26 protein-coding genes are annotated in these 24605 nt (G+C 75.3%); 11 read left to right on the forward strand and 15 right to left on the reverse strand.

Annotated features, from left to right (window positions below):
- Position 1: 1 nt before the first annotated feature.
- A complete protein-coding gene (locus ND486_RS03140; protein WP_251782741.1) occupies positions 2–739 on the reverse strand; it encodes a GNAT family N-acetyltransferase in 738 nt (245 codons plus the stop codon).
- A 132-nt stretch (positions 740–871) separates the two neighbouring features.
- Here ND486_RS03140 and galK point away from each other — a divergent pair, with 132 nt between their 5' ends.
- Complete coding sequence (galK, locus tag ND486_RS03145; RefSeq protein WP_251782742.1) at positions 872–2008, forward strand: galactokinase; 1137 nt, start codon at positions 872–874, stop codon at positions 2006–2008.
- 117 nt (positions 2009–2125) lie between these two features.
- On the forward strand, positions 2126–3643 hold the full coding sequence (gene zwf / locus ND486_RS03150; RefSeq protein ID WP_251782743.1) for a glucose-6-phosphate dehydrogenase: 1518 nt from the start codon (positions 2126–2128) through the stop codon (positions 3641–3643).
- Between the two features lie 6 nt (positions 3644–3649).
- Here zwf and ND486_RS03155 read toward each other — a convergent pair whose 3' ends face one another.
- The 4 genes from ND486_RS03155 to cobT all read right to left on the reverse strand — a co-directional run bounded on the left by ND486_RS03155 (position 3650) and on the right by cobT (position 8137).
- Positions 3650–4327 (reverse strand): cutinase family protein, encoded by a 678-nt coding sequence (locus ND486_RS03155; protein WP_251782744.1) that lies wholly within the window; start codon positions 4325–4327, stop codon positions 3650–3652.
- Between the two features lie 133 nt (positions 4328–4460).
- Complete coding sequence (gene cobM / locus ND486_RS03160; RefSeq protein WP_208825452.1) at positions 4461–5204, reverse strand: precorrin-4 C(11)-methyltransferase; 744 nt, start codon at positions 5202–5204, stop codon at positions 4461–4463.
- Positions 5205–5214: 10 nt separating this feature from the next.
- Positions 5215–6426, reverse strand: a complete 1212-nt coding sequence (gene cbiE, locus ND486_RS03165; RefSeq protein ID WP_251782745.1) for a precorrin-6y C5,15-methyltransferase (decarboxylating) subunit CbiE — start codon at positions 6424–6426, stop codon at positions 5215–5217.
- Positions 6419–8137, reverse strand: a complete 1719-nt coding sequence (cobT, locus tag ND486_RS29530; RefSeq protein ID WP_308215797.1) for a nicotinate-nucleotide--dimethylbenzimidazole phosphoribosyltransferase — start codon at positions 8135–8137, stop codon at positions 6419–6421. The genes cbiE and cobT overlap by 8 nt, the downstream gene beginning before the upstream one ends.
- Positions 8138–8266: 129 nt before the next feature.
- Between cobT and ND486_RS03180 the strand changes: the two genes are divergently transcribed.
- From ND486_RS03180 to ND486_RS03195, 4 genes are all read left to right on the forward strand, one after another.
- Complete coding sequence (locus ND486_RS03180; RefSeq protein WP_224402566.1) at positions 8267–8626, forward strand: YchJ family metal-binding protein; 360 nt, start codon at positions 8267–8269, stop codon at positions 8624–8626.
- A 369-nt stretch (positions 8627–8995) separates the two neighbouring features.
- A complete protein-coding gene (locus tag ND486_RS03185) occupies positions 8996–9328 on the forward strand; it encodes a hypothetical protein (protein WP_251782746.1) in 333 nt (110 codons plus the stop codon).
- Between the two features lie 206 nt (positions 9329–9534).
- Positions 9535–10719, forward strand: a complete 1185-nt coding sequence (locus ND486_RS03190) for a CoA transferase (protein ID WP_251782747.1) — start codon at positions 9535–9537, stop codon at positions 10717–10719.
- A gap of 102 nt (positions 10720–10821) precedes the next feature.
- Positions 10822–12219 (forward strand): sugar porter family MFS transporter, encoded by a 1398-nt coding sequence (locus ND486_RS03195; RefSeq protein ID WP_251782748.1) that lies wholly within the window; start codon positions 10822–10824, stop codon positions 12217–12219.
- Here ND486_RS03195 and ND486_RS03200 read toward each other — a convergent pair.
- Positions 12200–14503, reverse strand: a complete 2304-nt coding sequence (locus ND486_RS03200; RefSeq protein WP_251782749.1) for a molybdopterin-dependent oxidoreductase — start codon at positions 14501–14503, stop codon at positions 12200–12202. The genes ND486_RS03195 and ND486_RS03200 overlap by 20 nt on opposite strands.
- A gap of 53 nt (positions 14504–14556) precedes the next feature.
- On the opposite strand from ND486_RS03200, the gene ND486_RS03205 reads away from it, so the two are divergent.
- Positions 14557–15072, forward strand: coding sequence for a DUF664 domain-containing protein (locus ND486_RS03205; RefSeq protein ID WP_178372899.1), 516 nt, complete (start codon positions 14557–14559; stop codon positions 15070–15072).
- Between the two features lie 27 nt (positions 15073–15099).
- Entirely contained in the window at positions 15100–16023 is a 924-nt protein-coding gene (locus tag ND486_RS03210; protein ID WP_251782750.1) for a LysR family transcriptional regulator, read from the forward strand.
- A 21-nt stretch (positions 16024–16044) separates the two neighbouring features.
- Here ND486_RS03210 and crcB read toward each other — a convergent pair whose 3' ends face one another.
- The 6 genes from crcB to ND486_RS03240 all read right to left on the reverse strand — a co-directional run bounded on the left by crcB (position 16045) and on the right by ND486_RS03240 (position 19682).
- On the reverse strand, positions 16045–16413 hold the full coding sequence (crcB, locus tag ND486_RS03215; protein WP_208825434.1) for a fluoride efflux transporter CrcB: 369 nt from the start codon (positions 16411–16413) through the stop codon (positions 16045–16047).
- Positions 16410–16799, reverse strand: coding sequence for a CrcB family protein (locus tag ND486_RS03220; protein ID WP_251782751.1), 390 nt, complete (start codon positions 16797–16799; stop codon positions 16410–16412). The genes crcB and ND486_RS03220 overlap by 4 nt, the downstream gene beginning before the upstream one ends.
- Positions 16796–18043, reverse strand: a complete 1248-nt coding sequence (locus ND486_RS03225; RefSeq protein ID WP_251782752.1) for an MFS transporter — start codon at positions 18041–18043, stop codon at positions 16796–16798. Before ND486_RS03225 ends, ND486_RS03220 begins: the two co-directional genes overlap by 4 nt.
- Complete coding sequence (locus ND486_RS03230; RefSeq protein WP_062394780.1) at positions 18040–18480, reverse strand: MarR family winged helix-turn-helix transcriptional regulator; 441 nt, start codon at positions 18478–18480, stop codon at positions 18040–18042. Before ND486_RS03230 ends, ND486_RS03225 begins: the two co-directional genes overlap by 4 nt.
- 85 nt (positions 18481–18565) lie before the next feature.
- Complete coding sequence (locus tag ND486_RS03235; protein ID WP_062394777.1) at positions 18566–19033, reverse strand: MarR family winged helix-turn-helix transcriptional regulator; 468 nt, start codon at positions 19031–19033, stop codon at positions 18566–18568.
- 361 nt (positions 19034–19394) lie between these two features.
- Positions 19395–19682 carry a hypothetical protein gene (locus ND486_RS03240; RefSeq protein ID WP_251782753.1) on the reverse strand — a complete coding sequence of 96 codons (288 nt, stop codon included), beginning with the start codon at positions 19680–19682 and terminating at the stop codon, positions 19395–19397.
- Positions 19683–19770: 88 nt separating this feature from the next.
- Between ND486_RS03240 and ND486_RS03245 the strand changes: the two genes are divergently transcribed.
- A complete protein-coding gene (locus ND486_RS03245; protein ID WP_251782754.1) occupies positions 19771–20199 on the forward strand; it encodes a hypothetical protein in 429 nt (142 codons plus the stop codon).
- Here ND486_RS03245 and ND486_RS03250 read toward each other — a convergent pair.
- From ND486_RS03250 to ND486_RS03260, 3 genes are all read right to left on the reverse strand, one after another.
- Positions 20196–20675 (reverse strand): SRPBCC family protein, encoded by a 480-nt coding sequence (locus tag ND486_RS03250; RefSeq protein ID WP_251782755.1) that lies wholly within the window; start codon positions 20673–20675, stop codon positions 20196–20198. The genes ND486_RS03245 and ND486_RS03250 overlap by 4 nt on opposite strands.
- 61 nt (positions 20676–20736) lie before the next feature.
- Positions 20737–21834, reverse strand: coding sequence for a hypothetical protein (locus ND486_RS03255; protein ID WP_251782756.1), 1098 nt, complete (start codon positions 21832–21834; stop codon positions 20737–20739).
- Positions 21835–21880: 46 nt separating this feature from the next.
- A complete protein-coding gene (locus tag ND486_RS03260; RefSeq protein ID WP_208825419.1) occupies positions 21881–22591 on the reverse strand; it encodes an IclR family transcriptional regulator in 711 nt (236 codons plus the stop codon).
- A gap of 84 nt (positions 22592–22675) precedes the next feature.
- On the opposite strand from ND486_RS03260, the gene ND486_RS03265 reads away from it, so the two are divergent.
- Positions 22676–23866 carry a CaiB/BaiF CoA-transferase family protein gene (locus tag ND486_RS03265; RefSeq protein WP_251783004.1) on the forward strand — a complete coding sequence of 397 codons (1191 nt, stop codon included), beginning with the start codon at positions 22676–22678 and terminating at the stop codon, positions 23864–23866.
- Positions 23863–24600, forward strand: a complete 738-nt coding sequence (locus ND486_RS03270) for an acetoacetate decarboxylase (protein ID WP_208825417.1) — start codon at positions 23863–23865, stop codon at positions 24598–24600. The genes ND486_RS03265 and ND486_RS03270 overlap by 4 nt, the downstream gene beginning before the upstream one ends.
- Positions 24601–24605 lie beyond the last annotated feature (5 nt).

Here is a 24605-nt window from a genome sequence, read left to right on the forward strand (position 1 = left end):
CTCAGCGGTGCGGCGCGCGGAGCAGGTCGAACCGCATCGTGCGCGACAGCGTGAACCCCATCGCCTCGTAGAGCCGGATCGCGCCGCGGTTGTCCGCGGCCGCGTGCAGCACCGGGCGCTCGCCGCGGGCGACGATCCCGGCGGCGACGGCGTCGACCAGGCGGCGGGCCAGCCCCCGGCCCCGGAACTCCGGCGCGGTGCAGACAGCGCTGATCTCGGTCGCCCCGGCGGCGCCGTCGCCGCCGATGCGCATGCGCTCCCCCGCCATCGCGACCAGCCGGCCGTCGTGGCGGACGCCGAGGTAGCGGCCCAGCTCGGCGGTGCGCGCCAGCCAGGGCCCGGGCCGGGTACGACCGGTCAGCTCCGCCATCTCCGCCCGGTCCGACGGCCCCAGCTCGACGAGGTCGTCCGCGGCCGCGCCCGGCACGGCGACGCCGTCCATCTGCACCCCGGGGAACGCGCGCAGCAGCTCCCAGCCCGCCGGGATCCGCGGCGGCCCGGCGGCGGCGCGCACCACCACGACCTCGCTTCCCGGCGCGCAGAGCGCCGCGAGGTCGGCCCAGTCCCCGGCGCTGCCGTGCCCGTCGGCGTCGAGCGGGAGCGCCGCGAACGGCGACACCTCCGGGTCGAAGCGCACCGCGGCACCACGGGTCGCGCCGAAGCCGGCCAGCCGCCCGCGCAGGGCGGAGGCCACCGGGTCGGTCAGGGCGGTGTCGAGGCGGGCGGCGGTGTCGGGCACGGCCGTCATCGTGCCCCGGCGCCCCGGCCACCCGGCGCAGGGGTCGGCTACCGTGCCCGCGCCCCCGGCCACCCGCCGCGGGATCCGTCCCGACCATGCCACCGACCACGCACCAGTACGTCCGGAGCTGCCATGTCCACCGTCGCCGACGCCTTCACCACCCGTCACGGGGCGGCCCCGACCGGGGTCTGGTTCGCCCCCGGGCGGGTCAACCTGATCGGCGAGCACACCGACTACAACGACGGCTTCGTGCTGCCCTTCGCGCTGCCGCACCGGGCCGTCGTCGCCGCGGCACCCGCGGCCGGGGGCCGCAGCCGGGTCCGGTCGGTGCAGGAGCCGGGCGCCCCGGTGGAGTTCTCCGCGGCCTCGGTGGTGCCCGGCGAGGTGCCCGGCTGGGCGGCCTACGTGGCCGGAACCTGCTGGGCGTTCCGCGAGGCCGGCTACCCGGTGGGCGAGGTGGAGCTGGAGCTGGACTCCGACGTGCCGGTCGGGGCCGGGCTGTCGTCGTCGGCGGCGGTGGAGTGCGCGGTCGGCGTCGCGCTCGCCGGGCTCGCCGGGGCCGACGTCGACCCGACCACGCTGGCCCGGATCGCGCGGCGCGCGGAGAACGAGTTCGTCGGCGCCCCCACCGGCGGCATGGACCAGATGGCCTCGATGCACGGGCGCGCCGGCCGGCTGGTGTTCCTCGACACCCGCGGTGACACCGTCGAGCTGGTCCCGTTCGACCTGCCGGCGCACGACCTGGAGCTGCTGGTCGTCGACACCCGGGCGCCGCACGCGCACGCCTCGGGCGAGTACGGCGCCCGGCGCGCCGACTGCGAGGCCGCGGCCGCCGCCCTCGGCGTCCCGGCCCTGCGGGACGCGGGCCCGGACGACCTGCCCCGGATCGCCGACGAGCGGATCCGGCGCCGGGCCCGGCACATCGTGACCGAGAACGCCCGGGTCGTCGAGACCGTGCGGCTGCTGTCGGGCGGCGCGGACCCGCGGGCGATCGGGCCGCTGCTCGACGCCTCGCACACCTCGATGCGCGACGACTTCGAGATCACCGTCCCGCACGTCGACGTGGCCGTCGAGGCGGCCCGCGACGGCGGCGCGACCGGCGCGCGGATGACCGGCGGCGGCTTCGGCGGCTGCGTGATCGCGCTGGTCGAGGCCGACGGGGCGGCCGCGGTCACCGCCTCGGTGCGGGAGGCCTTCGCGCAGCGCGGCTGGGCCGAGCCGATCGTGTTCCCGGGCACGCCGTCGGACGGCGCGGGCCGGCTGGCCTGACCGAGACCCTTCCGCCTTTCGCGAGCGGAACGGAATCGGTACAGTACGGAAGTGCCCCGTCACGCGGGCCCTGGCACCGCTCGACCCGAACCCGTTCGCTTACCGAGGAGACGGCTCGTGCCGCACCCCCTTCCCGTCATGGACCCCGCCGACGTCGTCGTGTTCGGCGGCACCGGCGATCTCGCGATGCGCAAGCTGCTGCCCGCGCTCTACCTCCGCGACCGCGACGGCCAGCTCGCCGACGACACCCGCATCGTCGCCGTGTCCCGATCCGGGCTCGACGACCCCGGCTACCGCGACAAGGTCGACTCCGAGCTGCGGCGCACCGCGCCGCGCTGGGCCGGACCCGACGCCTGCGCCGACGACGCGCAGCACCACCGCTTCCTGGACCGGCTGCACCACGTGACCCTCGACGTCGCCGACGACGACTGGTCGCTGCTGTCGGAGCTGATCGGGGCACCCTCCCCGGGGCGCACCCGGGTGCTCTACCTCGCCTCCGCCCCGCAGCTGTTCGGGCGGATCTGCGTCGGCAGCGCGGCCGCCGGCATCGTCGACGACCGCACCCGCGTCGTGCTGGAGAAGCCGCTGGGCACCGACCTGGCCTCGGCGCAGGCGATCAACGACGAGGTCGGCTCGGTCTTCGCCGAGGAGCAGATCTACCGGATCGACCACTACCTCGGGAAGGAGACGGTGCAGAACCTGCTGGTCCTGCGCTTCGGCAACTCCCTGTTCGAGCCGCTGTGGAACGCCTCGCAGATCGACCACGTGCAGATCACCGTCGCCGAGTCGATCGGCGTCGGGAACCGCGCCGACTACTACGACGGCTCCGGCGCGCTGCGCGACATGGTGCAGAACCACCTGCTGCAGCTGCTGTGCCTGGTCGCGATGGAGCCGCCGGCCAAGATCGACGGCGAGGGCGTGCGCGACGAGAAGCTCAAGGTCCTGCAGTCGCTGCGGCCGCTCGACGGTCCCGACGTCGTGCGCGACACCGTGCGCGGGCAGTACGCCGAGGGCCTCGTCGACGGCACCGCCGTGCCCGGCTACGCCACCGAGCTGGCCGAGTCCCGCGCCGGGACCCCGCGTGAGCGGGAGCGCTCCTCGACCGAGACCTTCGTGGCCCTGCGCGCCGAGGTCGCCAACTGGCGCTGGGCCGGGGTGCCGTTCTACCTGCGCACCGGCAAGCGACTGGCGACGCACGCGTCGGAGATCGTGGTGCAGTTCAAGCCGGTCCCGCACTCGATCTTCCCGGCGTTCGGCGAGGAGATCCCGGCCAACCGGCTCGTCCTGCGGCTGCAGCCCGACGAGGGCGTCCGCCTGCACATGACGGCCAAGCAGCCCGGCCCCGGCGGGATCCGCCCGATCCCGGCACCGCTGGACCTGAGCTTCGCCCGCACCTTCGGCGACCGGCTGCCCGACGCCTACGAGCGGCTGCTCATGGACGTGCTGCGCGGCAACCCGACGCTGTTCATGCGCCGCGACGAGATCGAGGCCGCGTGGCGCTGGGCCGAGCCGATCCTGCGGACCTGGGAGGCCACCGATCAGCGGCCGCGCCCCTACACCGCGGGCAGCCACGGCCCGGCCTCGGCCACCGCGCTGATCGAGCGCGACGGCCGGGCCTGGCACGAGGACTACTGAGCCGGGTCAGCCCCCGATCCGCCCCAGGGCGAACGTGGTGGCGGCGGTGCGGTCGCTCGCGTAGCGGTAGTGGCCGGCGCCGCTCGCCCCGTTCTGGCAGAAGTTGTCGGTGGCGTTGCAGTAGGAACGGATCGACGACGCGTAGGCCGATAGCGCGCCGCGCGAGCGCGGGAACACGCCGTTGCGGGCCGCGGAGTAGCTGCCGGTGTTGTAGCTCTCACGGCCGTTGAAGGTCGGGTCGCCGAACAGCACCACCGCCGGGATCCGGTCGGCTCCGGGGACGCCCCCGCCGGCCAGGGTGTCCCCGACGACCTGGGCGCCCTGCGAGTACCCGATCAGCACGAACCGGGTGGACGGGCACTGCGACGACGTCGACGACAGCCGGCTGCGCAGCGCGGACACCCCCTGGCGCACGCTGCTCGCGTAGTTGCTCAGCGTCGCCGGGTAGACCAGGTCGTGGGTCCGGACGGTCTGTGTCGACCGTGACTGGATCGACGACGCCAGCGGACCGGCGATGCTCCCGCCGCCCTGGGCCTCGGTGCTGGCGCGCACGGCGATCGCCTCGATCTGCGGGCACCCGGTCGGCGGGGCGGGCGCGGCGGCCGCCGTGGGCGCGGCGACGACACCGGCCAGCGCGATCCCGACCGCGGCCACGACCCCGGTGACGACACTCCTGATGTGCACGGCTCTCCCCTTCCCACACGGATCCGATCCACCGATCGGGTGTGTCAAGTGGGCCATGCGCAGACGCATCGGATGATCTTTGCGCGGCGAGATCGCGGCTGCGCGCGGCGAGCGGGGGACGAACGGTCGGGCCTCAGCTCCGGCAGCGGTCCGAGCTGTAGAGATGCGAGTCCGGGAAGTGCCGGGCCGCCAGCGCCTCACCGACGATGATCACGGCGGTACGCTGGATCCCGGCCTCGTCGACGGCCTTGGGCATCTGCTCCAGGGTCCCCCGCAGCACGATCTCGTGCGCACGCGACGCGTGTGCCACCACCGCGGCCGGGCAGTCGCCGCCGTAGGAGGGGGCCAGGGCGTCGACGACCTCGGCGATCCGGTGCACGGCCAGGTGCAGCACCACGGTGCCGCCGGCGGCGCCCAGCTTGTCGAGTCCCTCGTTCTCCGGCATCGGGGTCGCGCGCGCGGCGATCCGGGTGAGGGTGACGGTCTGGGCGACCGTGGGGACGGTGAGCTCGCGGCCCAGGGCCGCGGCCGCCGCCGCGTAGGCGGGGACGCCGGGGCACACGTCGTAGGGCACGCCCTCGGCCTCCAGGCGGCGCATCTGCTCGGCCATCGCCGAGAACACCGACGGGTCCCCCGAGGCGAGGCGGGCGACGTCGAGCCCGTGCCGGTGCGCGCGCACCATCTCGCCCGTGATCTCGTCGAGCGTCATCAGCGCGGTGTCGACGGTGCGGGCCCCGGGCGGGCAGATCTCCAGCATCTCCGGCGGCACCAGGCTGCCCGCGTAGAGGCAGACCGGCGCGGCCGCGATGAGGTCGCGGGCCCGCAGCGTCAGCAGGTCGACCGCACCGGGTCCGGCCCCGATGAAGTGCACCGTCACAGCTCGGTCCTCACAGCACGTTCCTCCAGCTCCACAGGGTCACGGGCATGGCGGGGCGCCATCCGTGGAAGCCGCCGACGGGGACGGCGCGGGCGACCTGCACCCGTACAAGGTCCCCGCCGTGGGCGGCGTGGGCGGCGGCCAGGGCCGCCTCGGTCTGGACGGTGACCGCGTTGGCGACCAGGCGACCGCCCGGGCCCAGCGCGGCCAGACAGGCGTCGAGGACACCCTCCCGGGTCAGCCCGCCGCCGACGAACACGACGTCGGGCCGTTCCAGCCCGGTCAGCACGTCCGGCGCGGGACCGGTCACCACCCGCAGGCCGGGGACACCGAGCGCCGCGGCGTTGGCGGCGACCCGGTCGGCGCGCTCGGGGCGGGTCTCGACGGCGATCGCGCGGCACCGCGGGTGCGCCCGCATCCACTCGATGCCGATCGACCCGGACCCGGCGCCGATGTCCCACAGCAGCTCCCCCGCGCGCGGCGCGAGGTGGGCGAGGGTGACGGCGCGGACCTCGCGCTTGGTGAGCTGACCGTCGTGGTCGTAGGTGTCGTCGGGCAGGCCGGGCGTCTCCCCCGGCGGGACGAGCCCGGCGTCGGGGACGCACTCGAGCGCGACGACGTTCAGCGCGTCCGCGTCGCCCCGCCAGGCCGCGGCGGTGGTGGACACCCGGCGCTCGTCGGGCGCGCCGAGCCGCTCCAGCACCGTCATCCGCGAGCCGCCCCATCCGGCGCCGGAGAGCAGCCCGGCGATCTCGGTGGGTGACCCGGCTCCGGCCGAGAGCACGACCAGCCGGGCGCCCGCGGCCAGCGCCCGGCGCAGCGCGTCGAGCGGGCGGCCGACGACGCTCAGCACCGCCACGTGCTCCGAGCCCCAGCCCAGCCGGGCGCAGGCCAGCGCCACCGACGACGGGTGGGTCAGCACCCGCAGCCGGTCCGGCCCGGCGACGCGGGCCAGCGTGGCGCCGATCCCGAAGAACATCGGGTCGCCGGAGGCGAGCACCGCGACGCGCCGGTCGGCGAGGGAGTCGAGGATCCCCGGCAGCGCCGGGACCAGCGGCGACGGCCACGCCTGCCGCTCCCCCGCCACGTCGGCGGGCAGCAGGTCGAGCTGGCGGGGCCCGCCGAGCAGCACCTCGGCGTCGCGCAGCGCGTCGCGGTGGGTCTCCGGCAGCCCGGCCCAGCCGTCGGCGCCGACCCCGACGACGGTGAGCGGGTCACCCACCGGTCTTGTCCGTGACCCCGGCGGCGTCGAAGGTGGCGACGTCGGCCATCGCCCGCGCCGCGCCCTGCAGCACCGGCAGCGCGAGCAGCGCGCCGGTGCCCTCGCCGAGGCGCATGTCGAGCTCCAGCAGCGGCGCGAGGCCGAGGTGGTCCAGGGCGAGCGCGCCGCCCGGCTCGGCGGAGCGGTGCCCGCCCAGGCAGTAGCCGGCGACGTCCGGGGTGAACGCGGCGGCGACCAGGGCGGCGGAGCCGGCGATGACGCCGTCGAGCACCACCGGGACGCGCAGCGCGGCGGCGCCCAGGACGAACCCGGCCAGCCCCGCGTGCTCCAGCCCGCCGACGGCGGCGAGCACCCCGAGCGGGTCGCCCGGGTCGGGCCGGTGCAGCTCCAGGGCGCGGCGGACGACGTCGGTCTTGCGGGCCAGGGTCTCGTCGTCGACGCCGGTGCCGCGCCCGGTCGCGACGGCCGGCTCGGCGCCGGTGAACGCGCACACCAGCGCGGCCGCGGCGGTGGTGTTGGCGATGCCCATGTCCCCGGTGAGCAGGCAGCGGTTCCCGGCGGCGACCAGGTCGCGGGCGACCTCGATACCGTGCTCGAGCGCGGCGCGGGCCTGCTCGCGGGTCATGGCCGGGCCGGTGGTCATGTCGGCGGTGCCGCGGGCGACCTTGCGGGGCAGCAGGCCGGGCACCGGGTCGAGCTCGGCGGCCACCCCGACGTCGACGACGAGGACCTCCGCCCCGAGCTGGCGGGCGAACGCGTTCACCACCGCACCGCCCGCGGTGAAGTTCGCGACCATCTGTGCGGTGACCTCCTGCGGCCACGGGGTGACGCCCTGGGCGTGCACGCCGTGGTCGCCGGCGAAGATCGCGACGGCGGCCGGGGACGGCACCGGCGGCACCTCGGCCCCGGCGATCCCGGCGAGCGCGACGGCCACGTCCTCCACCCGGCCGAGCGCGCCGCGCGGCTTGGTCATCCGGTCGAGCCGGTCGCGGGCCGCGGCCCGGGCGACCCCGTCGACCGGTGCGACGGCGTCCACGGTGGACTCCAGCAGGGCGGTGGGCGCGGCGCCGGGCAGCCCGCGGGCGCCCCAGGTGTCCTGGTGCACCGCCCAGTCCAGCGGGCGCCGCCGGGCCCAGCCGTGCTGCTCCAGCTCGGGCCGGTCGGGGAAGGCGTCGACGTGCCCGACGCACAGGTAGGCGACGACCTCGACGTGCGCGGGCAGCCCGAGCAGCGCGCCGAGCTCGGTGAGACCGTCGTCGCCGAAGAACGACACCCAGCCGACCCCGAGGCCCTCGGCGCGGGCGGCCAGCCACAGGTTCTGCACCGCGAGCGCGGCGGAGTACGGGCCCATCTCGGGGCGTTCGTGGCGACCGAGGGTGTGCCGGCCGCCGCGGGTGGCGTCGGCGGTCACGACGACGTTCAGCGGGGTCTCGCGGATCGCCTCCACCCGGATCGCGCGCAGCGCCTCGGCACGGGCGGCGGGCAGCGACGCCGCGTAACGGTCGCGCTGGGCGGAGACGAGGGCGTGCACGCGCTCGCGGACGCCCGCGTCGCGGACCAGGACGAAGTCCCAGGGCTGGGAGAACCCGACGCTCGGGGCGGCGTGCGCGGCCTGCAGGACGCGGGTGAGGACCTCGTCGTCGACCGGGTCGGGCCGGAAGCCGGTGCGGACGTCGCGGCGGGAGTGCAAGACATCGTAGAAGTCCGTCACGTCGGCAATCCTCCTGCGGTACACGGCACGGCGACGGATGAGACGACCACACGTCCGCAGAGGTGGTCAACTGTCCCTCCGGGTCGGTCGGGCACCTCACACGTGCCGGATGGTGCATGCTCGACGACCGTGCTCTGCCCCTGCGGTACCGGCCGCCCCGAGGACACCTGCTGCGCCCCCGTGCTCGCCGGGCGCCCCGCCGCCACGGCGGAGGCGCTGATGCGCAGCCGCTACACCGCCTTCGTGCGGGGCGACCGTGCGTACCTGCTGGCGTCGTGGCACCCGTCGACGCGGCCGCGACGGTTGCGGCTGGAGCCGGGGTCGGTGTGGACGGGGCTGGAGATCGTGGCGCGCTCGGGCGGGACGATGTTCTCCGCCGACGGGACCGTCGAGTTCCGGGCGCATCGGACGGACGGGGTGCTGGCCGAGCGCAGCCGGTTCGTCCGGGAGGACGGGCGGTGGTTCTACGTCGACGGGGACGTGGAGTAGGTAACGCCCCGTCCCCCCGCGACGACTCCGCGTGGACCGACGGGTGGGGGACGGTTGGCACGGCACAAGGAGCGCGGCCCGGACGGGCGGTTCGTGAAGGCGAGCACGGGCGTCGGCGCGTTGCTGTTGGCCCTGTGGCTCGCCGTGTCCGGCGGAGGCCTGGGCAGCGGCGCGGCCGGCGGGGTCGCCGGGTCGGGTTCGACGGCCGCGGCCGGTTCGTCAGGGTCCGGCGCATCAGCCCCGCGAAGCGTCCGGGCGAAGAACCGGAGCCAGGACGGCACGGCACGACGGCTGTCCCGCGCGGGGCGGGAGGTCCGCCGGCTCGACGGCGACGTCCGGACCGACTGCGCATCCGTGTCCTATGGACGCGTGCGCGACTTCTTCGCCGGGACCCCGTGTGTCGGGGTCGGCCGGGCGTCCTTCGAGGTGCGGGAGGGCGGCGCCCGGGTGGTGGTCGCCGTCGCCGCGGTCGAGATGCCAGAGACGGCCGACGCGATCGGGTTGAAGAGGCTCGTCGACACCTACGGCACCGGCAACGTCCGGGAGCTGCGGACACCGGATGGGGTGCGCTGGACGGGGCGCCACTACACGTCGGGACGCGACGACGTGACGGTCGTGAACGCCCAGGCCGAGCCGGTCGGTGCCTCGGCCGTGGCATCGCGGCTCGCCGATGCGGTGGCCCGCGACGCCGCTCGGAGCTGAGGCCCGGCCCCCGAGGTCGGCGAACGGCCTCACCACTGCGGCGACTGCACCGACCACGTCCGCGAACAACCCGGCTGGCACGTGGCCCGTGGCCCGGACGGGGTCACGACCACCAGTCCCACCGGACACACCTACCTCGCACCCGACCCACCGTGAGCCGCGTCGCGACTGTCGCCGGTGCGGCGACGCGGCTAGCGTGCCGGGACGTGGATCATTCCCCGCTCGGCGACGACCCCACCGGCGGACCGCTGGACGGCGTTCTGGTCGCCGACTTCTCCCGCGTCCTCGCCGGGCCCTACGCCACGATGATGCTGGCCGACCTCGGCGCGACGGTGATCAAGGTCGAGGGTCCGGGCGGCGACGACACCCGCACCTGGAAGCCGCCGGTGGTCAGCGACCCCGAGCAGGGCGACATCTCCACCTACTACCTGTCGATCAACCGGAACAAGCGGTCCGTGGTGCTCGACCTGACCGACCCGGGCGACCTCGCGGCGGCACGCGAGCTGGCGCGGCGGGCCGACGTCGTCGTCGAGAACTTCCGGCCGGGCGGGGCGGCGCGGTTCGGGCTGGACCACGACAGCGTCTCGGCCGGCAACCCGGGGGTCGTGTACTGCTCGATCACCGGGTTCGGCGCCCGCGGCGGCGCCCACCTGGCCGGCTACGACCTGCTCGTCCAGGCGGTGTCCGGGCTGATGAGCCTGACCGGCGACGTCGACGGGCCGCCGTTCCGCGCAGGGGTCGCGGTGTTCGACGTCCTGACCGGGCTCCACGCCGCACTCGCGGTCGGCGCGGCGCTGCGGCACCGCGAGCGGACCGGGCAGGGCCAGCTGCTGGAGACCAACCTGCTGTCGGTCGCGATGTCCACCCTGGTCAACCAGACCGAGGCCTACGTCGCCGCGGGCGCGGTCGGCCGCCGGATGGGCAACGCCCATCCCAGCGTCTTCCCGTACCAGCCGATGCCCACCGCGGACGGCGACCTCATCGTCATCGCCGGCAACGACGGCCAGTTCCGCAAGCTCGCGACCGTCCTCGGCGACCCGGCCATGGCCGAGGACCCGCGCTTCGCGAGCATGTCCGACCGGATCGGCCACCGGGAGGAGATCGAGCAGCGGCTGCGCGCCCGCCTCGCCACCCGCACCGCCCAGGAGTGGTACGACGCGATCACCGCCGCAGGCGTGCCCTGCGGCCCGATCAACACCGTCGACGGCGGTGTCGCCCTCGCCGAGGAGCTCGGCCTCGACCCGGTCGTCCGGGCCGACGACGCCGCCGCCGTCCCGACCGTCCGCAACCCGGTCACCTGGTCGGCCACCCCACCGTCCTACCGCCGCTCTCCCCCGCCGCTGGGCGCCGACTCCGCCGAGGTCCGGGCCTGGCTCGACCAGAACGGATAGTTCCAGACGATCTACGGCGACATGCCGCCGGCTGGACGCCTCACGACACGTCGCCTGACGTCTCCTGTTGCGGGCCGTAACGGGCCACCGGAGGATCGGCCGATGGGTTCGGGGGCACAGACGGCGAAGCGGCCGTCGCAGTGGGCGATCTGGTTCTTCGGGGCACTCGGCGGAATCCTGTGGGGGTACGACACGGGCGTCATCTCCGGGGCGATCCTGTTCATCCCCGACGACATCCCGCTGTCGTCGCTGGAACAGGGCACGGTGGTGTCCGGGCTGCTGGTCGGCGCGATGCTCGGGGCGGGCGTCTCCGGCAAGCTCGCCGACACCCTCGGCCGGCGGCTGCTGATCCTGCTCGGCGGGATCGTGTTCGTCATCGGCACGCTCGGCGCCGCCCTCGGGGTGAACGTCGCGATGCTCGTCGGGTTCCGGTTCGTGATGGGCGTCGGCGTCGGCATCGTGTCGGTGGTCGTGCCGATGTACCTGTCCGAGCTGGCCCCGGCCCGCATCCGCGGACGGCTGACGTCGCTGATGCAGCTGCTGGTGACCGTCGGGATCTTCCTGGCCTACGTCACCGACTTCGCCTTCGCCGAGTCCCGGGACTGGCGCTGGATGATCGGTCTCGGCGTGATCCCCGCGGTCATCCTCGCCATCGGCATCTACACCCAGCCCGAGAGCCCCCGCTGGCTAGTCGCGCAGAAGCCCGACGGCGGCGAGGAGGACGCGCGGGTCGTCCTGGAGCGGCTGCGCGGCACCCCGGAGGCGGCCGAGGCCGAGCTGTCGGAGATCCGGGAGAGCGTGCGCGTCGAGCGGGAGAACACCGAGAAGGTCGCGATCGGGACGCTGTTCTCCCCGCGGCTGCGGCGGCTGACCCTCATCGGGATGCTGCTGGTCTTCTTCCAGAACTTCGTCGGCATCAACACGATCATCTACTACGCGCCGACCCTGCTCACCGACGTCGGCTTCGGGGCGACCGGCGCGATCGGCGCCAACGTGGGCATCGGCGCGGTGAACATGCTGATGACGCTGCCCGGGATGTGGCTGATCGACCGCGCCGGGCGACGCCCGCTGCTGCGCTGGGGCGCGGTCGGCATGTGCCTGGCGATGATCGTCCTGGCCGTCACCAACCTGGTCGGGCTGGAGCAGGGACCGCTGCTGCTCGGGCTGACGCTGGGCGGGATCGTCGTCTACATCGCCTCGTTCTCGATCTCCTGGGGCCCGGTGCAGTGGGTGCTGCTGCCGGAGCTGTTCCCGCTGCGGGTCCGCGCCGGCGCGGTCGCGTTCTGTGTGACGTTCAACTGGCTGTTCAACATGACCGTCGCGCTGCTGTTCCCGTCGCTGCTCGAGGCGTTCGGCGCGGGCTGGAACTTCCTGTTCTTCGCGGTGACGACGGCGGCCGCCTACGTCTACGCGACCCGGCTGCTACCCGAGACGAAGGGCCGGAGCCTGGAGGAGATCGAGCGGGACCTGGCCCAGCCGGTCACGGCGAAGCCGGTGTGACCGGCGGGGTGTGCGCGGTGACCTCCGGGGCCTCGTGGCGGTACGGCTCCACCGCGACCGCGCACAGCTGACCGCTGCACCCCTGCGCGAAGCCCGACGTCCCCCGGTCGCGGGTCACGGCGTTCGGGTTGCCGTGCACGCAGAGGCCGTCGTCGCCGAGCTCGGGACGGTCCGGGTCGGGGCGCGGGTCCCACCACGCCCCGGTCGGCAGCTGGAGCACGCCGGGCCGGATGTCGTCGGTGACCCGCGCCGCGGCCAGGCAGGCGCCCCGGTCGTTGTGGAGGCGGACGACGTCGCCGTCGCCGATGCCGAGCCGGGCGGCGTCGTCGGGGTGGATGCGCACGACCTCGCGCCCGGAGCGTTTCGACCCGGCCGAGTGGGCGCCGAAGTCGAGCTGGGAGTGCAGCCGGGTCGCCGGCTGGTTGGAGACCAGCCAGAACGGGTGCCGGTCGTCGGGGACCTCGGTCGGCTCGATCCACGCCGGGTGACCGGGGTGGTCGGGCAGCCCGAGCGCGGCGATCGGGCCGGACCCGACCTGGACGCGGCCGGAGGCCGTCGGCAGCGGGTGCGCGACGGGGTCGGCGCGGAAGCGGGCCAGCACCCCGCCGTCGTCGGGGCGCTGGGGCAGCTCCAGCTCGCCGCGCTCCCAGAACTCCTCGAACGACGGCGCGTCGAGCCCGCGGTCGGCCAGGCCCTTGCGGGTGCGGTCGTACATGTGGACCAGCCACTCGTGCGACGTCCGGCCCTCGGTGAAGGCCTCGCCGTGCCCGAGCCGCACGGCCAGGTCGGCGAGCACGTCGTAGTCGTCGCGGGCCTCGCCGTGCCGGGGCACCAGCTGCTTCATCGCGACGACGAGCGGGTCGGAGCTGGTGGCGCCGATGTCGTCGCGTTCGAGGGTCGTCGTGGACGGCAGCACGACGTCGGCGTGCCGCGCGGTGGCCGTCCACATCGGGTCGTGGACGACGAACGTGTCCAGCTCGGCGACCGCGCGCCGCATCCGGCGCAGGTCCTGGTGGTGGTGGAACGGGTTGCCGCCGGCCCACCACGCCATCCGCACGTGCGGGTAGGTGTGCCCGACGCCCTGGTAGGAGTAGGTCTCCCCCGGGTGCAGCAGCATGTCCGCGACCCGCGCGACCGGGATGAACGAGGTCACCGGGTTCGGCGCCCGGGAGAACGTGGGCACCGGCACCGCGTTGCGCGGGCGCCCGTAGTGCCCGAGCGACCCGAGGCCGTAGTTGAAGCCGCCGCCGGGCAGGCCGATCTGGCCGAGCACCGCGGCGAGCGCCGTCCCGCCCCAGACCGGCTGCTCGCCGTGCTCGGCGCGCTGCAGCGACTGCGCGACGGTCACCAGGGTGCGGCCGTGCGCGATCCGCCAGGCCAGCTCGCGGATCGTCGCCGCGGGGATGCCGGTGACGCCCTCGGCCCATCCGGCGTCGCGCGCCGGGGCGGCGAACAGGTACTCGCGCAGCCGGTCCCAGCCGTCGCAGTGCGAGGCGAGGAAGTCGGTGTCGGCCCGCCCCGCCGCCACGACGGTGTGCATGAGCGCCAGCATCAGCGCGACGTCGGTGCCGGGCCGGATCGGCAGCCAGGTGGCGTCGACCTCCTCCGGCAGGTCCGGACGCAGCGGGCTGACCAGCACGAACACCGCGCCCCGGTCGCGGGCGGCGCGCATGGCCCCGCGCTCGACGTGCCGGCTGACCCCGCCCGCGGCGATCGCGGAGTTCTTCAGCGCCATCCCGCCGAACGCGACGACGGTGTCGGTGTGCGCCGCGACCTGGTCCCAGGTCACCGCGTAGCGGGTCACCGCGTCGAAGGTGCCCAGCACGTGCGGCAGCACCACCTCGGCGGCGCCGCCGGAGTAGGTGTTGACCGAGCGGGTGTAGCCCCCGGTCAGCGCGAGGAACCGGTGCAGCTGGCCCTGGGCGTGGTGGAAGCGACCGGCCGACGCCCAGCCGTAGGAGCCGCCGTAGACGGCCTCGTCGCCGTGGGTGGAGCGGACCCGGTGGGTCTCCTCGGCGAGCCGGTCGAGCACGGCGTCCCAGGACACGGTGCGGTAGCCGTCGCGCCCACGACCGGGGTCACGGCCCGGGCCGCGGTCCCACCAGCCGCGGCGCACCGCGGGCGCGGCGACCCGGGCGGCGTGCCCGACGGCCGCGGGGATGTTGTCCAGCACCGGGGACGGGTCCGGGTCGCCCGGGTGCGGGCGGACCCGCAGCCTGCTGCCGTCCCAGCGGGCGTGGAACACGCCCCAGTGCGCGCTGTGGGTCCTCACGTTCTCGGTCACCGCCGACCACCGTAACCCGCATGCGGGGGCCCGCATACGGGAAAGCCCGCCCCATGACGACGACCGCGGAACTGCTGACCGACCACGTCGGCCGGATCGACGAGCTCGTGCGCGAGGTGGTGGACGGCCTGTCCGAGGCCGACCTCGCCCGCCGCCCGGAGGGTGCGGACGGCCCCGGCAACCCGATCGGCTGGCTGGTGTGGCACCTGCTGCGGGTGCAGGACGACCACGTCGCCGAGGCGTTCGGGTCCGACCAGGTCTGGACCGGCGAGGGCTGGGCGCAACGCTTCGGACTGGACCTCGACGTCGCCGACACCGGGTTCGGGCACACGTCGTCGCAGGTCGACGCCGTGCGCACGACCGCGGACCTGCTGGCCGGCTACGGCGCGGCGGTGCACGAGCGCACCGTCGGACACCTCGCGGGCCTCGCCGACGACGACCTGTCCCGCGTCCTGCCGCCCACCTGGGGGGAGAACGTGACCCTCGGCGAACGCCTGGTCAGCGTGGTCGGCGACGACCTCCAGCACGCCGGCCAGGCGGCCTACCTGCGCGGGCTGCTCGGAGTGTGACCCCGCCCGCCACCTAGGCTGGTCCCGATGGCCACCGCACCCGCACGCGTCCCCGACCTGACCGCTCTCGCCCTGCTCCGTGACATCGCCTGCACCGGGAGCATGTCCGCCGCGGCCGAGGGGCTCGGGCTGACGGTGCAGGCCGCGTCCGCGCGGATCCGGGCCGCCGAGCAGCAGGCCGGGGGCCCGGTGCTCGAACGTGCACGCCGGGGGCGGCGGTCCAGCAGGCTCACCACCCGCGGGGTCCTGCTCGTGGAGTGGGCGGGCCCGCTGCTGGCAGCCGCGTCCGACCTGGACGTCGCGGTCGCGGCGCTGCGCGACGAGCCGGCCGGGGAGGACACCGTCGTCCTGGCCGCGAACCCGGTGGTGGCGGAGTGTCTGCTGCAGGCCTGGCTGGTCGAGCTGCGCGACGGTCCGGGCGGGCGGGTCGTGCTGCGCGACACGCCGGATCCGGCGGCGGCGGTCCGGTCCGGTGACGCGGCGGTCGGTGTGGTGTCCACGCCCGGCCCGCTGGAGGACCTGCACGCGGCGACGGTGGGATCGGACCCGCTGGTGCTCGTCGTCGCCCCCGGCCACCCGTGGGCCGGGTCCGAGGGCGTCGACGCCGCACAGCTGGCCCGCACCCCGCTGCTCACCCGTCCGCCGGGTGCCGGGGCCCGGCCCGCGCTGGAGGCCGTGCTCGACGCCGCCGGTGCCGGTGAGCCCGTGCCGCCGCGGCGCGAGTACGCCGCGGACGCCGCCCTGCGTGCGGCGGTCCGCGCCGGTGAGGGCCCCGCGGTGCTGGGGCGGGCGGTGGTCGGCGCCGACGTCGCGGCCGGGTCGCTGGTCGTCGTCGACGTCCGCGGTCTGGACCTGACCCGGGAGTTCCGCGCCGTCTGGCGGGAGGGCACCTCACCCCGCGGCACCGCCCGTGACCTGCTGCGGATCGCCACCGGCGGCCGGATCCGCTGACCCGGCCGGACCCGACCCGGTTCAGCCGGCGACGACGGTGAGCAGCGCGTGCCCGGCCAGTGCGGCCGCGACGCCGACGACCGCGCTCGCCGCCGCGTAGCCCACGGCGAGCGCGGTGCGGCCGCGTTCGAGCAGCGACAGCGTCTCCCAGCCGAAGGTGCTGTAGGTGGTGAACGCCCCGCAGAACCCGGTGCCGAGCAGCGCGGCGAACCCCGGCCCGAACAGCGGGGTCAGCGCCACCACGCCGCCGAGCACGAAGGACCCGGCCACGTTGATCACCCAGGTGCCCCACGGGAACGCCGAGGGCGTGCGTGCCTTCACCGCGGTGTCGACGAGGTAGCGCAGCGGCGCCCCGACGGCCGCACCGAGGGCGACGAGCAGCGCCGTCACCGGGCTCCGTCCCCGGCGAACGCGCGGGTCAGCGCCGCGCCGAGCGCCGTCGCGGCGACGGCGAGCACCGGGGTGCCGACCATCAGCGCCGTCGACCCCGGCGAGCCGAACGCCGGCGCGGCGACGTCGACGGCGTAGGTGGAGAACGTGGTGTAGCCCCCGAGCACCCCGACGCCCAGCGCCGGGCGGACGAGCGGGTGGGCCCGGAACCGCTCGGTGACCAGCACCATCAGCACCCCCATCAGCAGGCAGCCGGTGACGTTGATGAGCAGCGTCGTCCACGGGGCGGGCGGGCCGACGAGCCCGAGCAGCCAGCGCGCCTCGGCGCCCACCACCCCGCCGGCGGCGACCGCCGCGAGCACCGCGGGCCGGCCGGGCGTGCTCACCCGGCGGCCTCCGCCCGGGCGGCGCGGCGCGCCGTGGGCAGGCCGATCGCGGCCGCGACCAGGCAGGCCGCCGCACCCAGGGCGAGCCCGCCGCGACCGCCCCACTGCTCGCTGACCCAGCCGGCGACCGGACCGCCGATCGGGGTGGACCCGAGGAAGGCCACCGACCACAGCGCCATCACCCGGCCCCGCATGTGCGGGGCCGACGCCAGCTGCAGCGTCGAGTTGCCGCCGGCCATGAACGCGACGCTGGCCATCCCGACCAGCCCCATCGCGACCAGCGCGACCCACAGCGACGGCGCGACCGCGGCCAGGCCCAGGACCAGGCCGAACAGCAGCGCGGTCCGCACCAGCATCGGCACCCCGGTCCGTCCGTGCCCGGCGACGACGAGCCCCCCGACGACCGCCCCGACGCCCATCGCGCCGGTGAGCCAGCCGTAGGTGGCCGCGTCGCCGCCGAAGGTCTGCGAGGCCACCACCGGCAGCACCACCGGGAACTCGTAGGCCAGGCATCCGATCAGCGCCATCATCACCAGCGGCACCCGTAGCTCGGGGTTGTCGCGCACGTGGGCGAACCCCTCACGCAGCTGCCCGGGCGCCCGGGGCGCCGGAGCGGTGGGCATGAGCGCGGAGGTGTCCAGGCGCAGCAGCGAGGTCACGACGGCGACGAAGCTGATCGCGTTCACCGCGAAGCAGATACCGGTCCCGCCCGCGACGATGACCAGCCCGGCGACGGCCGGTCCGACCGCGCGCGCGGCGTTGACCAGGACCGAGTTGAGGGTGACCGCGTTGCGCAGGTCCCCGGGCCCGACCAGCTCGTGCACGAAGGTCTGCCGGGCCGGGTTCTCGACGGCCTTGTTCAGCCCGAGCACCGCGGCCAGCACGTAGACGTGCCAGAGCGCGACGGTGCCGGTGAGGGTGAGCACGGCGAGTGCGGCGGCCTGCAGGCCCATCATCGTCTGCAGGCCGACCATCAGCCGTCGCCGGTCGAGGCGGTCCACCCACACCCCGGCGTAGGGGCCCAGGAGCAGGGTGGGCACGGTCTGCACGGCGACGACGGTGCCGAGCACCGCGGCGGACCCGGTCAGCTCGTACACCAGCCAGGACTGGGCGATCGACTGCATCCAGGTACCGACCAGCGAGATCGACTGGCCGCCGATCCAGAGCCGGTAGTTGTGACCGGACAGCGCGGCGAAGGTGCGGGCGAGCGCCCGGCGGGACACCTGGTCCGGGCCGGCGCTCACCGGGCGTCCCGCAGGGCCCCGGCGAGCGCGTCGAGCGCGGGCAGCGCGGCCCGCAGCCGCGCGGTGTGGTCGGAGGTCAGGGCGTCGACGTGGGCGGCGAGCAGCCGGGTGCGTTCCTCGCGGCGTCGGCGGTGCTCGGCAGCACCGGCCTCGGTGACCGCGACGCGTACGGCGCGACCGTCGTCGGGGTCGGTGTCGCGGACGAGCAGCCCGGCGGCCTCCAGCTTGCCCGCCAGACGCGACAGCATGGTGGGGTTGACGCCCTCGACGGCGGCGAGCTCCCCCATCCCGATCGGGCCGCGGACGGCGACGGTGCCGAGTACCGACAGGGCGCTGCGGGTGAGGTCGGAGCCGCGGGTGGCCCGGTCCAGGCCCCGGGCGATCCGGGCCAGGTCCGTGCGCAGCCGCGCCAGCTCGTCGGGGTCGAGGCCGCTCATGCACGCTCCATATGTTTGCCTGTCGGCAAGCATATACCCGCGCAACGATCCACGCCGGCCGCGGTCGGACGGGGCGGCGCGACGGTCAGGCGGGAGCGGCCTCCGGCTCGGCGGACCGGAGCCGGGACGCGAGCCGCTGCAGGTCGTCGCGGAGGCGGAACAGCTCGTCCATCGACATGCCGGTGGCCTTGATGACCTGGTCCTGCGCGGCCGCGGCCTGCTCGCGCAGCGCCTTGCCCTTCTCGGTCAGCGACACCTGCACGGTGCGCTCGTCGTCCGGGCGACGGGCGCGGGTGACCAGCCCGTGACCCTCCAGCCGGGTCAGCATCGGCGACAACGTGCCGCTGTCGAGGAACATCCGCTCGCCGAGCTCCCGCTGGGGCACCGTCTCCTCGGCCCACAGCACGAGCAGAACCGCGTACTGGCTGTAGGTCAGGCCGATGGAGTCGAGGATCGGGCGGTAGCACCCGGTCATCGCACGGGACGCGGAGTGGAGCGCGAAACAGAGCTGCTCGTCGAGCGCCAGCGGCGCAACGGTTCCGGGCTCGGTCATTCCCACAGGGTAAGCGCTCGATGTCGGGAGTTCATCCGAGCCCGCAGGATCGGGCGCGCCGCGACCGCCCGCAGGTCGGGGATGTCGAGGAACGGGTCCGGGGTGCGACCACCCCCGAAGCGGTCGCACCCCGGACCCGGGGCCGACGGACCGGAAGGCTCCCCAGCGCCCGGTCCGTGCAGAAGTCCGTGTCGTTCTGTTGTGCACCCCGGATTCCCCGACTCTGCGCGCCTCAATCGCAAACAGCTCCGGTTCACCCGCAGCGCCCAGTGTCGGCGCGCACCGTGACCCGGTCGCCGGTATCCCGCTGCGACAACGGGGTGACGGCGGGTCGGTACCACGGCGGTACCGCGACCGCCCGTCAGCGTCGGCGGCCGGGTGGCGGACGGAACCGCACCACCTCGACCGCGTCATCGGGGAGCGCGTGGTCGGCGACCAGCCGGTCGCGGTCGGCGTGCCCGCACCGGCTGTTGCCCTGCGGGACGCGGATCCAGTCGTGGTCCGGGTCGGCGGCCAGGACGCGGTCGTTCACCTCGCGGTCGAAACCGGGTACCGGCCAGTGCCCGGCGGCACGGACGCGGTGCACGCGCAGGAACACCGGGCCGTCGCCGTAGTCACCGGGTGGCGGGACGGACTCGGGAGCGGTCATGTCGGGGCCTCCGTGGAAGGGTGGTCCCGGGGTGTCCGCACCCCGTCCCGTCCCCGGTTCGGCCGGGGGCCGCGGATACCCAGAATCGATGACGTCCGGAGGCACCGTGCACGCGGTCCGCACCACCGCCCGGCTCCTGCTGGGCGCGTTCCTGGTCGCCGCGGGCGTCGCCCACCTGCTCGTCCCGGCCGAGTTCCTGGCCCAGGTGCCACCGTTCCTGCCCGCGCCCGGCGCGGTGGTGCTCGTGTCCGGGCTCGTCGAGATCGCGGTCGGGGCCGCGGTGCTCCTCGCACCGGCCCGGCTGCGCCCGCACGCGGGGCTGGTCGCGGCGGCGCTGTTCGTGCTGGTGTTCCCCGGCAACGTGGCGCAGTACGTCACCGGCACCGACGCGTTCGGCCTCGACAGCGACGGCGCCCGCGCGACCCGGTTGCTGTTCCAGCCGCTGCTGGTGGTGTGGGCCCTGTGGGCGTGCGGCTCCGGTGCCCTGCTGCGGCGGGGCCGCCGCAGTATTGCCTAGGAGGTCTGCACGGTCCGGGCGAGGATGCCCAGGGTCGCCTTGAGCGACGCGGCGGAGATCACCGGGAACAGGTCGGAGTCGCGGTACTGCGGGTGGATGTCGGACCAGTCGCACCACGAGACGACCCGGGTGCCGCCGCCGTCGGCCTCGGCGACCGGCTCCAGCCGGTAGCCGTAGACGTGGCCGACCGGCGGGCGCATGACACCCACGACGGTCCAGGAGATCTCGCGGTCGGGCACGTAGCTCGCGATGTGCACGGTGACGTCGTAGCGGCCCATCGGGCGGTCGCCGAGCGACTCGCGGTCCATGTGCACGACGAAGGTGTCCCCGGCCGCCGAGACCGGCCCGCCCTCGGCCGACATCAGCATCCCGGAGCTGTCGACGGCCACGTGCCCGCGCGGGTCACGGAGCACGGCGAAGATCTCGGACGGGCTCGCGTCGACGATGCGCGAGGTCTCGATCCGCTGGTCGCTCATGGACCCGATCATGCCCCGTCCCGGCCGGTCCGGCCGGGGACGGGGCACGACGGTGGCGCGGTCAGGAGGCGGGGCCGACCGGGAAGCGCAGGACGGCGCCGACGCCGTCGGTGAGCGTGACGTCGTCGCCGGGGTGGACCAGCACGACGGCCGCACCGGTCGCGGCGGCGGCGCGGACCAGGACGTTCGCGGCCGGACCGGACAGCGTCGGGGTGTCGCCGACGAGCTCGTCGGCCTTCTCCCCCACCGCGGCCGGGTCGGAGCCGGCGACCAGGTCGGTGCCGGGCACCGCGGCCGGGTCGACCAGCAGGGTCTCGACGGCGTGCGCGCGGGTGGCCCCGGTGACCTCGCCGAGCCCGGTGACAGCGAGCCCGTCGCCGCGCCCGGACGCGGTCGCGAAGCTCGAGAGGGCCTCGCCGCGGCGGGTCTCGCGGACCTCGTCGGCCGCGGCACGGACGGTGTCGTCGACCTGCTCGGGCACCGTGCCACCGGTGTTCTCGATCTCGGCCATGATCCCGGCCGAGGCCGGCGGGAGCTCGTCGCGCAGGCGGGACCGGGACTCCGCGTCCCCGACGACGACGAGCAGGCCCGCGTTGCCGGCCCGGACGGACTTCTCGACCTGCTCGGCGACGGCCTGGGCGTTGCGCTTCCAGGTCTCCTCGACCCGGGCGTCCGCGGTGCCCTCGCCGGGGCCCGCGGTGCTCGCCTTGTGGACCGGGCCGCCCGAGTCGGTCGACACCTCGGAGACCGTGCCGTCCACACCGCGGACCCGGCCACCGGTCCGATCGACCGCGACGACGACCGTCGCCACGTCCTCCCCCACCGCGCCGAGCACGCCCAGCAGGTCCGGGACCGCACCCCAGGCCGCGGTCCCGCGCTCGGGCGGGAACTCGGTGTGCCGGTCGAGCAGGACCCGCGCGGCGTCGGCGACGAGGACCCGCCCGGCCGTGCCGTCGGGGGCGTCGGCGGCTGTCACGGCCTCGTCGAGGACGGTGAGTGCCGACTCGTCGGCACCGTCGTCGGCCAGGCGCTCCCGCAGCTCGCGCCAGCGCAGGCGGTACTGCTCGGTGGCGTCGGCGGTGTCGTGCGTGGCGTCGAGCACGACGGTCGCGAAGGGACCGTCGCTGTCGTTCAGGGTTCGGATCCAGTCGGTACGCATCATCCGCCGCCTTCCCGGCACACCGGGCGGCAAACGTCGCGCCGGGTCAGGTCGACCAGGCCCCCGCGGCGTCGGCGAGGGCCTCGGCGACGCCGGCGGGCAGCGGCCCGTTCCCGCGGTCGGCGGCCGAGAGCGCACCGGTGACCCGGCCGTCGTGGCGCAGCGCGACCGCGACGGCGACCGCCCCGGGCAGCAGGGCGCCGCTCGCGCCGCGTTCGAACCCGTCGGCACGGATCCGGGCGCAGGTGTCGAGGAGCGCGGCGGCGGCGCCGGGATCGCCCTCGTGCGCGGCGAGCGCGACCCGCTTGCGCTGGGCCTGGCCGAGGTGGGCGAGCAGGACCCGGCCGGCCGCGGTGTCGGGCAGCGGCGCGCGGACCCGCGCCGACAGCGCCACGTCGAATCCCTCGTCGGCGCCCGCCCAGTCGAGGTAGACGGCGTCGTCGCCGATCCGGGCGGCGAGCAGCACCGGCAGCCCGGTGTGCCGGGCGAGCTGGTCGAGCGCCTCGTGCGGGATCGCCGGGACGGGTGGTTCCCCCGCCCTCGCCGCGAGCATCCAGGGCGCGGGGCCCAGGGTGTACCGACGGTCGCGCTCGTCGAGGTAGCCGGTGGCGACCAGACCGTCGACGAGCTTCTGCACCGAGGACACCGGGGCGCCGACGCGGCGGGCCAGCGCCGACAGGGAGCTGCCGCCGGGACGGCGGGCGGCGGCCTCCAGCAGACCGGCCACCCGGTCCACGGTCCGGTGGTGGTTACGCATATGGGTAAGCCTAGCTCGCAGGAGCGAGGAAAGTTAGCCATGCTCATGGAGAACGTGACGGCGAGCGAGCGGAAGGAGCACGACATGGGTGGCGCACTGGACGGGCTGCGGGTGATCGACCTGGCGTCGGTGGTCATGGGCCCGTACGCCTGCCAGATCCTGGGCGACCTGGGCGCGGAGGTGATCAAGATCGAGCCGCCGGCCGGGGACATGACCCGCCGCACCCTGCCGCAGCGCAACCCCGGGATGGGCGCGCTCGCGCTGAACGTGAACCGCAACAAGCGTTCGGTGGCGCTCGACCTCAAGACCGACGCCGGCCGCGCGGTGCTCGACGACCTGCTCGACACCGCCGACGTCCTCGTGACGAACATGCGCCCGGGTGCGCTGGACCGGCTCGGACTCGACCCCGGGCGGGTCGCCGAGCGCTTCCCGCGCCTGGTCCAGGTCCGCGCGCAGGGCTTCCGCAGCGACTCCGAGCTCGCCGACCGCGCCGCCTACGACGAGATCGTGCAGGCGTCGTCGGGGATGGTGGACCTGATGCGCCGGGCGACCGGCACCCCCTCCTACGCGCCGACGATCCTGGCCGACAAGGTCTGTGCGCTGACGATCGCCTACTCCACGCTGGCCGCGGTGATCCACCAGCGGGCCACCGGCGAGGGGCAGCTGGTCGAGGTGCCGATGACCGACACGCTCCTCGCGTTCAACCTGGTGGAGCACCTGTCCGGGCACACCTTCGTGCCCGCGGAGGGCCCGACCGGGTTCAACCGGTCGATGGCCGCCGGGCACGAGGCCGTCGCGACGAAGGACGGCTGGGCCTGCATCCTGCCCTACACCCCGCGCAACATCGCCGACTTCTTCACCGCGGCCGGCCGCGACGACCTCGCCGCCGACGAGCGGTTCGCCACCTCCCCCGCGATGGCCGCACACCAGCCCGAGCTGTACGCGCTGATCGCCGAGCTGGCCCCCCGGCGCACCACCGACGAGTGGGCGCAGCTGTGCGCGCAGCACTCGGTCCCGTTCGCGCCCGTCCTCGCCGTCGACGACGCCGAGACCGACCCCTACGTCACCGACGGCGGCCTGCTCACCGAGGCCGAGCACCCCACCGAGGGCCGCTACCGGTCCATCGGCTTCCCGGTCCGGTTCACCGCCACCCCGGGCGGGATGCGCACCCCGGCCCCCACGCTGGGCGCCGACGGCGCCGACGTGCTGCGCGAGCTGGGCCGCACCGACGAGGAGATCGCCGCGCTGGTCGCCGACGGGGTGCTCGCCCGATGAGGGCCGCCGACGTCCTCGCCGCCGGGACCACCCCGCTGACCGCGCCCGCGTTCACGCCGGGATCGCACCGGTTCACCGACCGCGAGTACCTGAACGTCGTCTACCGCACCGATCCCGACGCGTTCCGTCGCGCGCTGCCCGAGCCGTTGGTGGCCGGGGAGCCGCTAGTCCGGTTCGAGGTCATGCACATGGGCGACGTCGACGGGTTCGGCCCCTACACCGAGTCCGGGCAGGCGCTGGCGTGCTCCTTCGACGGCGAGGACGGTGAGTACCTGCACGGCATGTGGCTGGACAACGCACCGGCGACCTTCGCCGGGCGCGAGCAGAGCGCCTACCCGAAGGCGTTCGGCACACCACGACTGGGCGTCGAGGACGGTGCGCTCGTCGGCACCCTGCACAAGGGCTCGCTGCCGGTGGCCGTCGCGACCATGGCCTACCAGCACACCGAGCTCGATCCGGCGGAGGCCGCCGCGCAGGTCGGCGTGCCGACCTTCATGGTCAAGCTCGTGCCGGGCCGATCCGGACCGGTCGACGCCCGGCTGGTCCGCACCCGGATCACCGACCTGACCGTGAAGCGGGCGTTCACCGGACCGGCCCGGCTGCAGCTGTTCGACCACGTCCTCGCGCCGCTGGCGGACCTGCCGGTGCGCGAGATCGTCTCCGCATCACACGTGTTGACCGACCTCACGCTCGCGCCGATCACCACCGTGCACGACTACCTGGAGGAATCGTGAGGATC

It is taken from the genome of Pseudonocardia sp. DR1-2 (assembly GCF_023717215.1).
Classification (GTDB): domain Bacteria; phylum Actinomycetota; class Actinomycetes; order Mycobacteriales; family Pseudonocardiaceae; genus Pseudonocardia; species Pseudonocardia alni.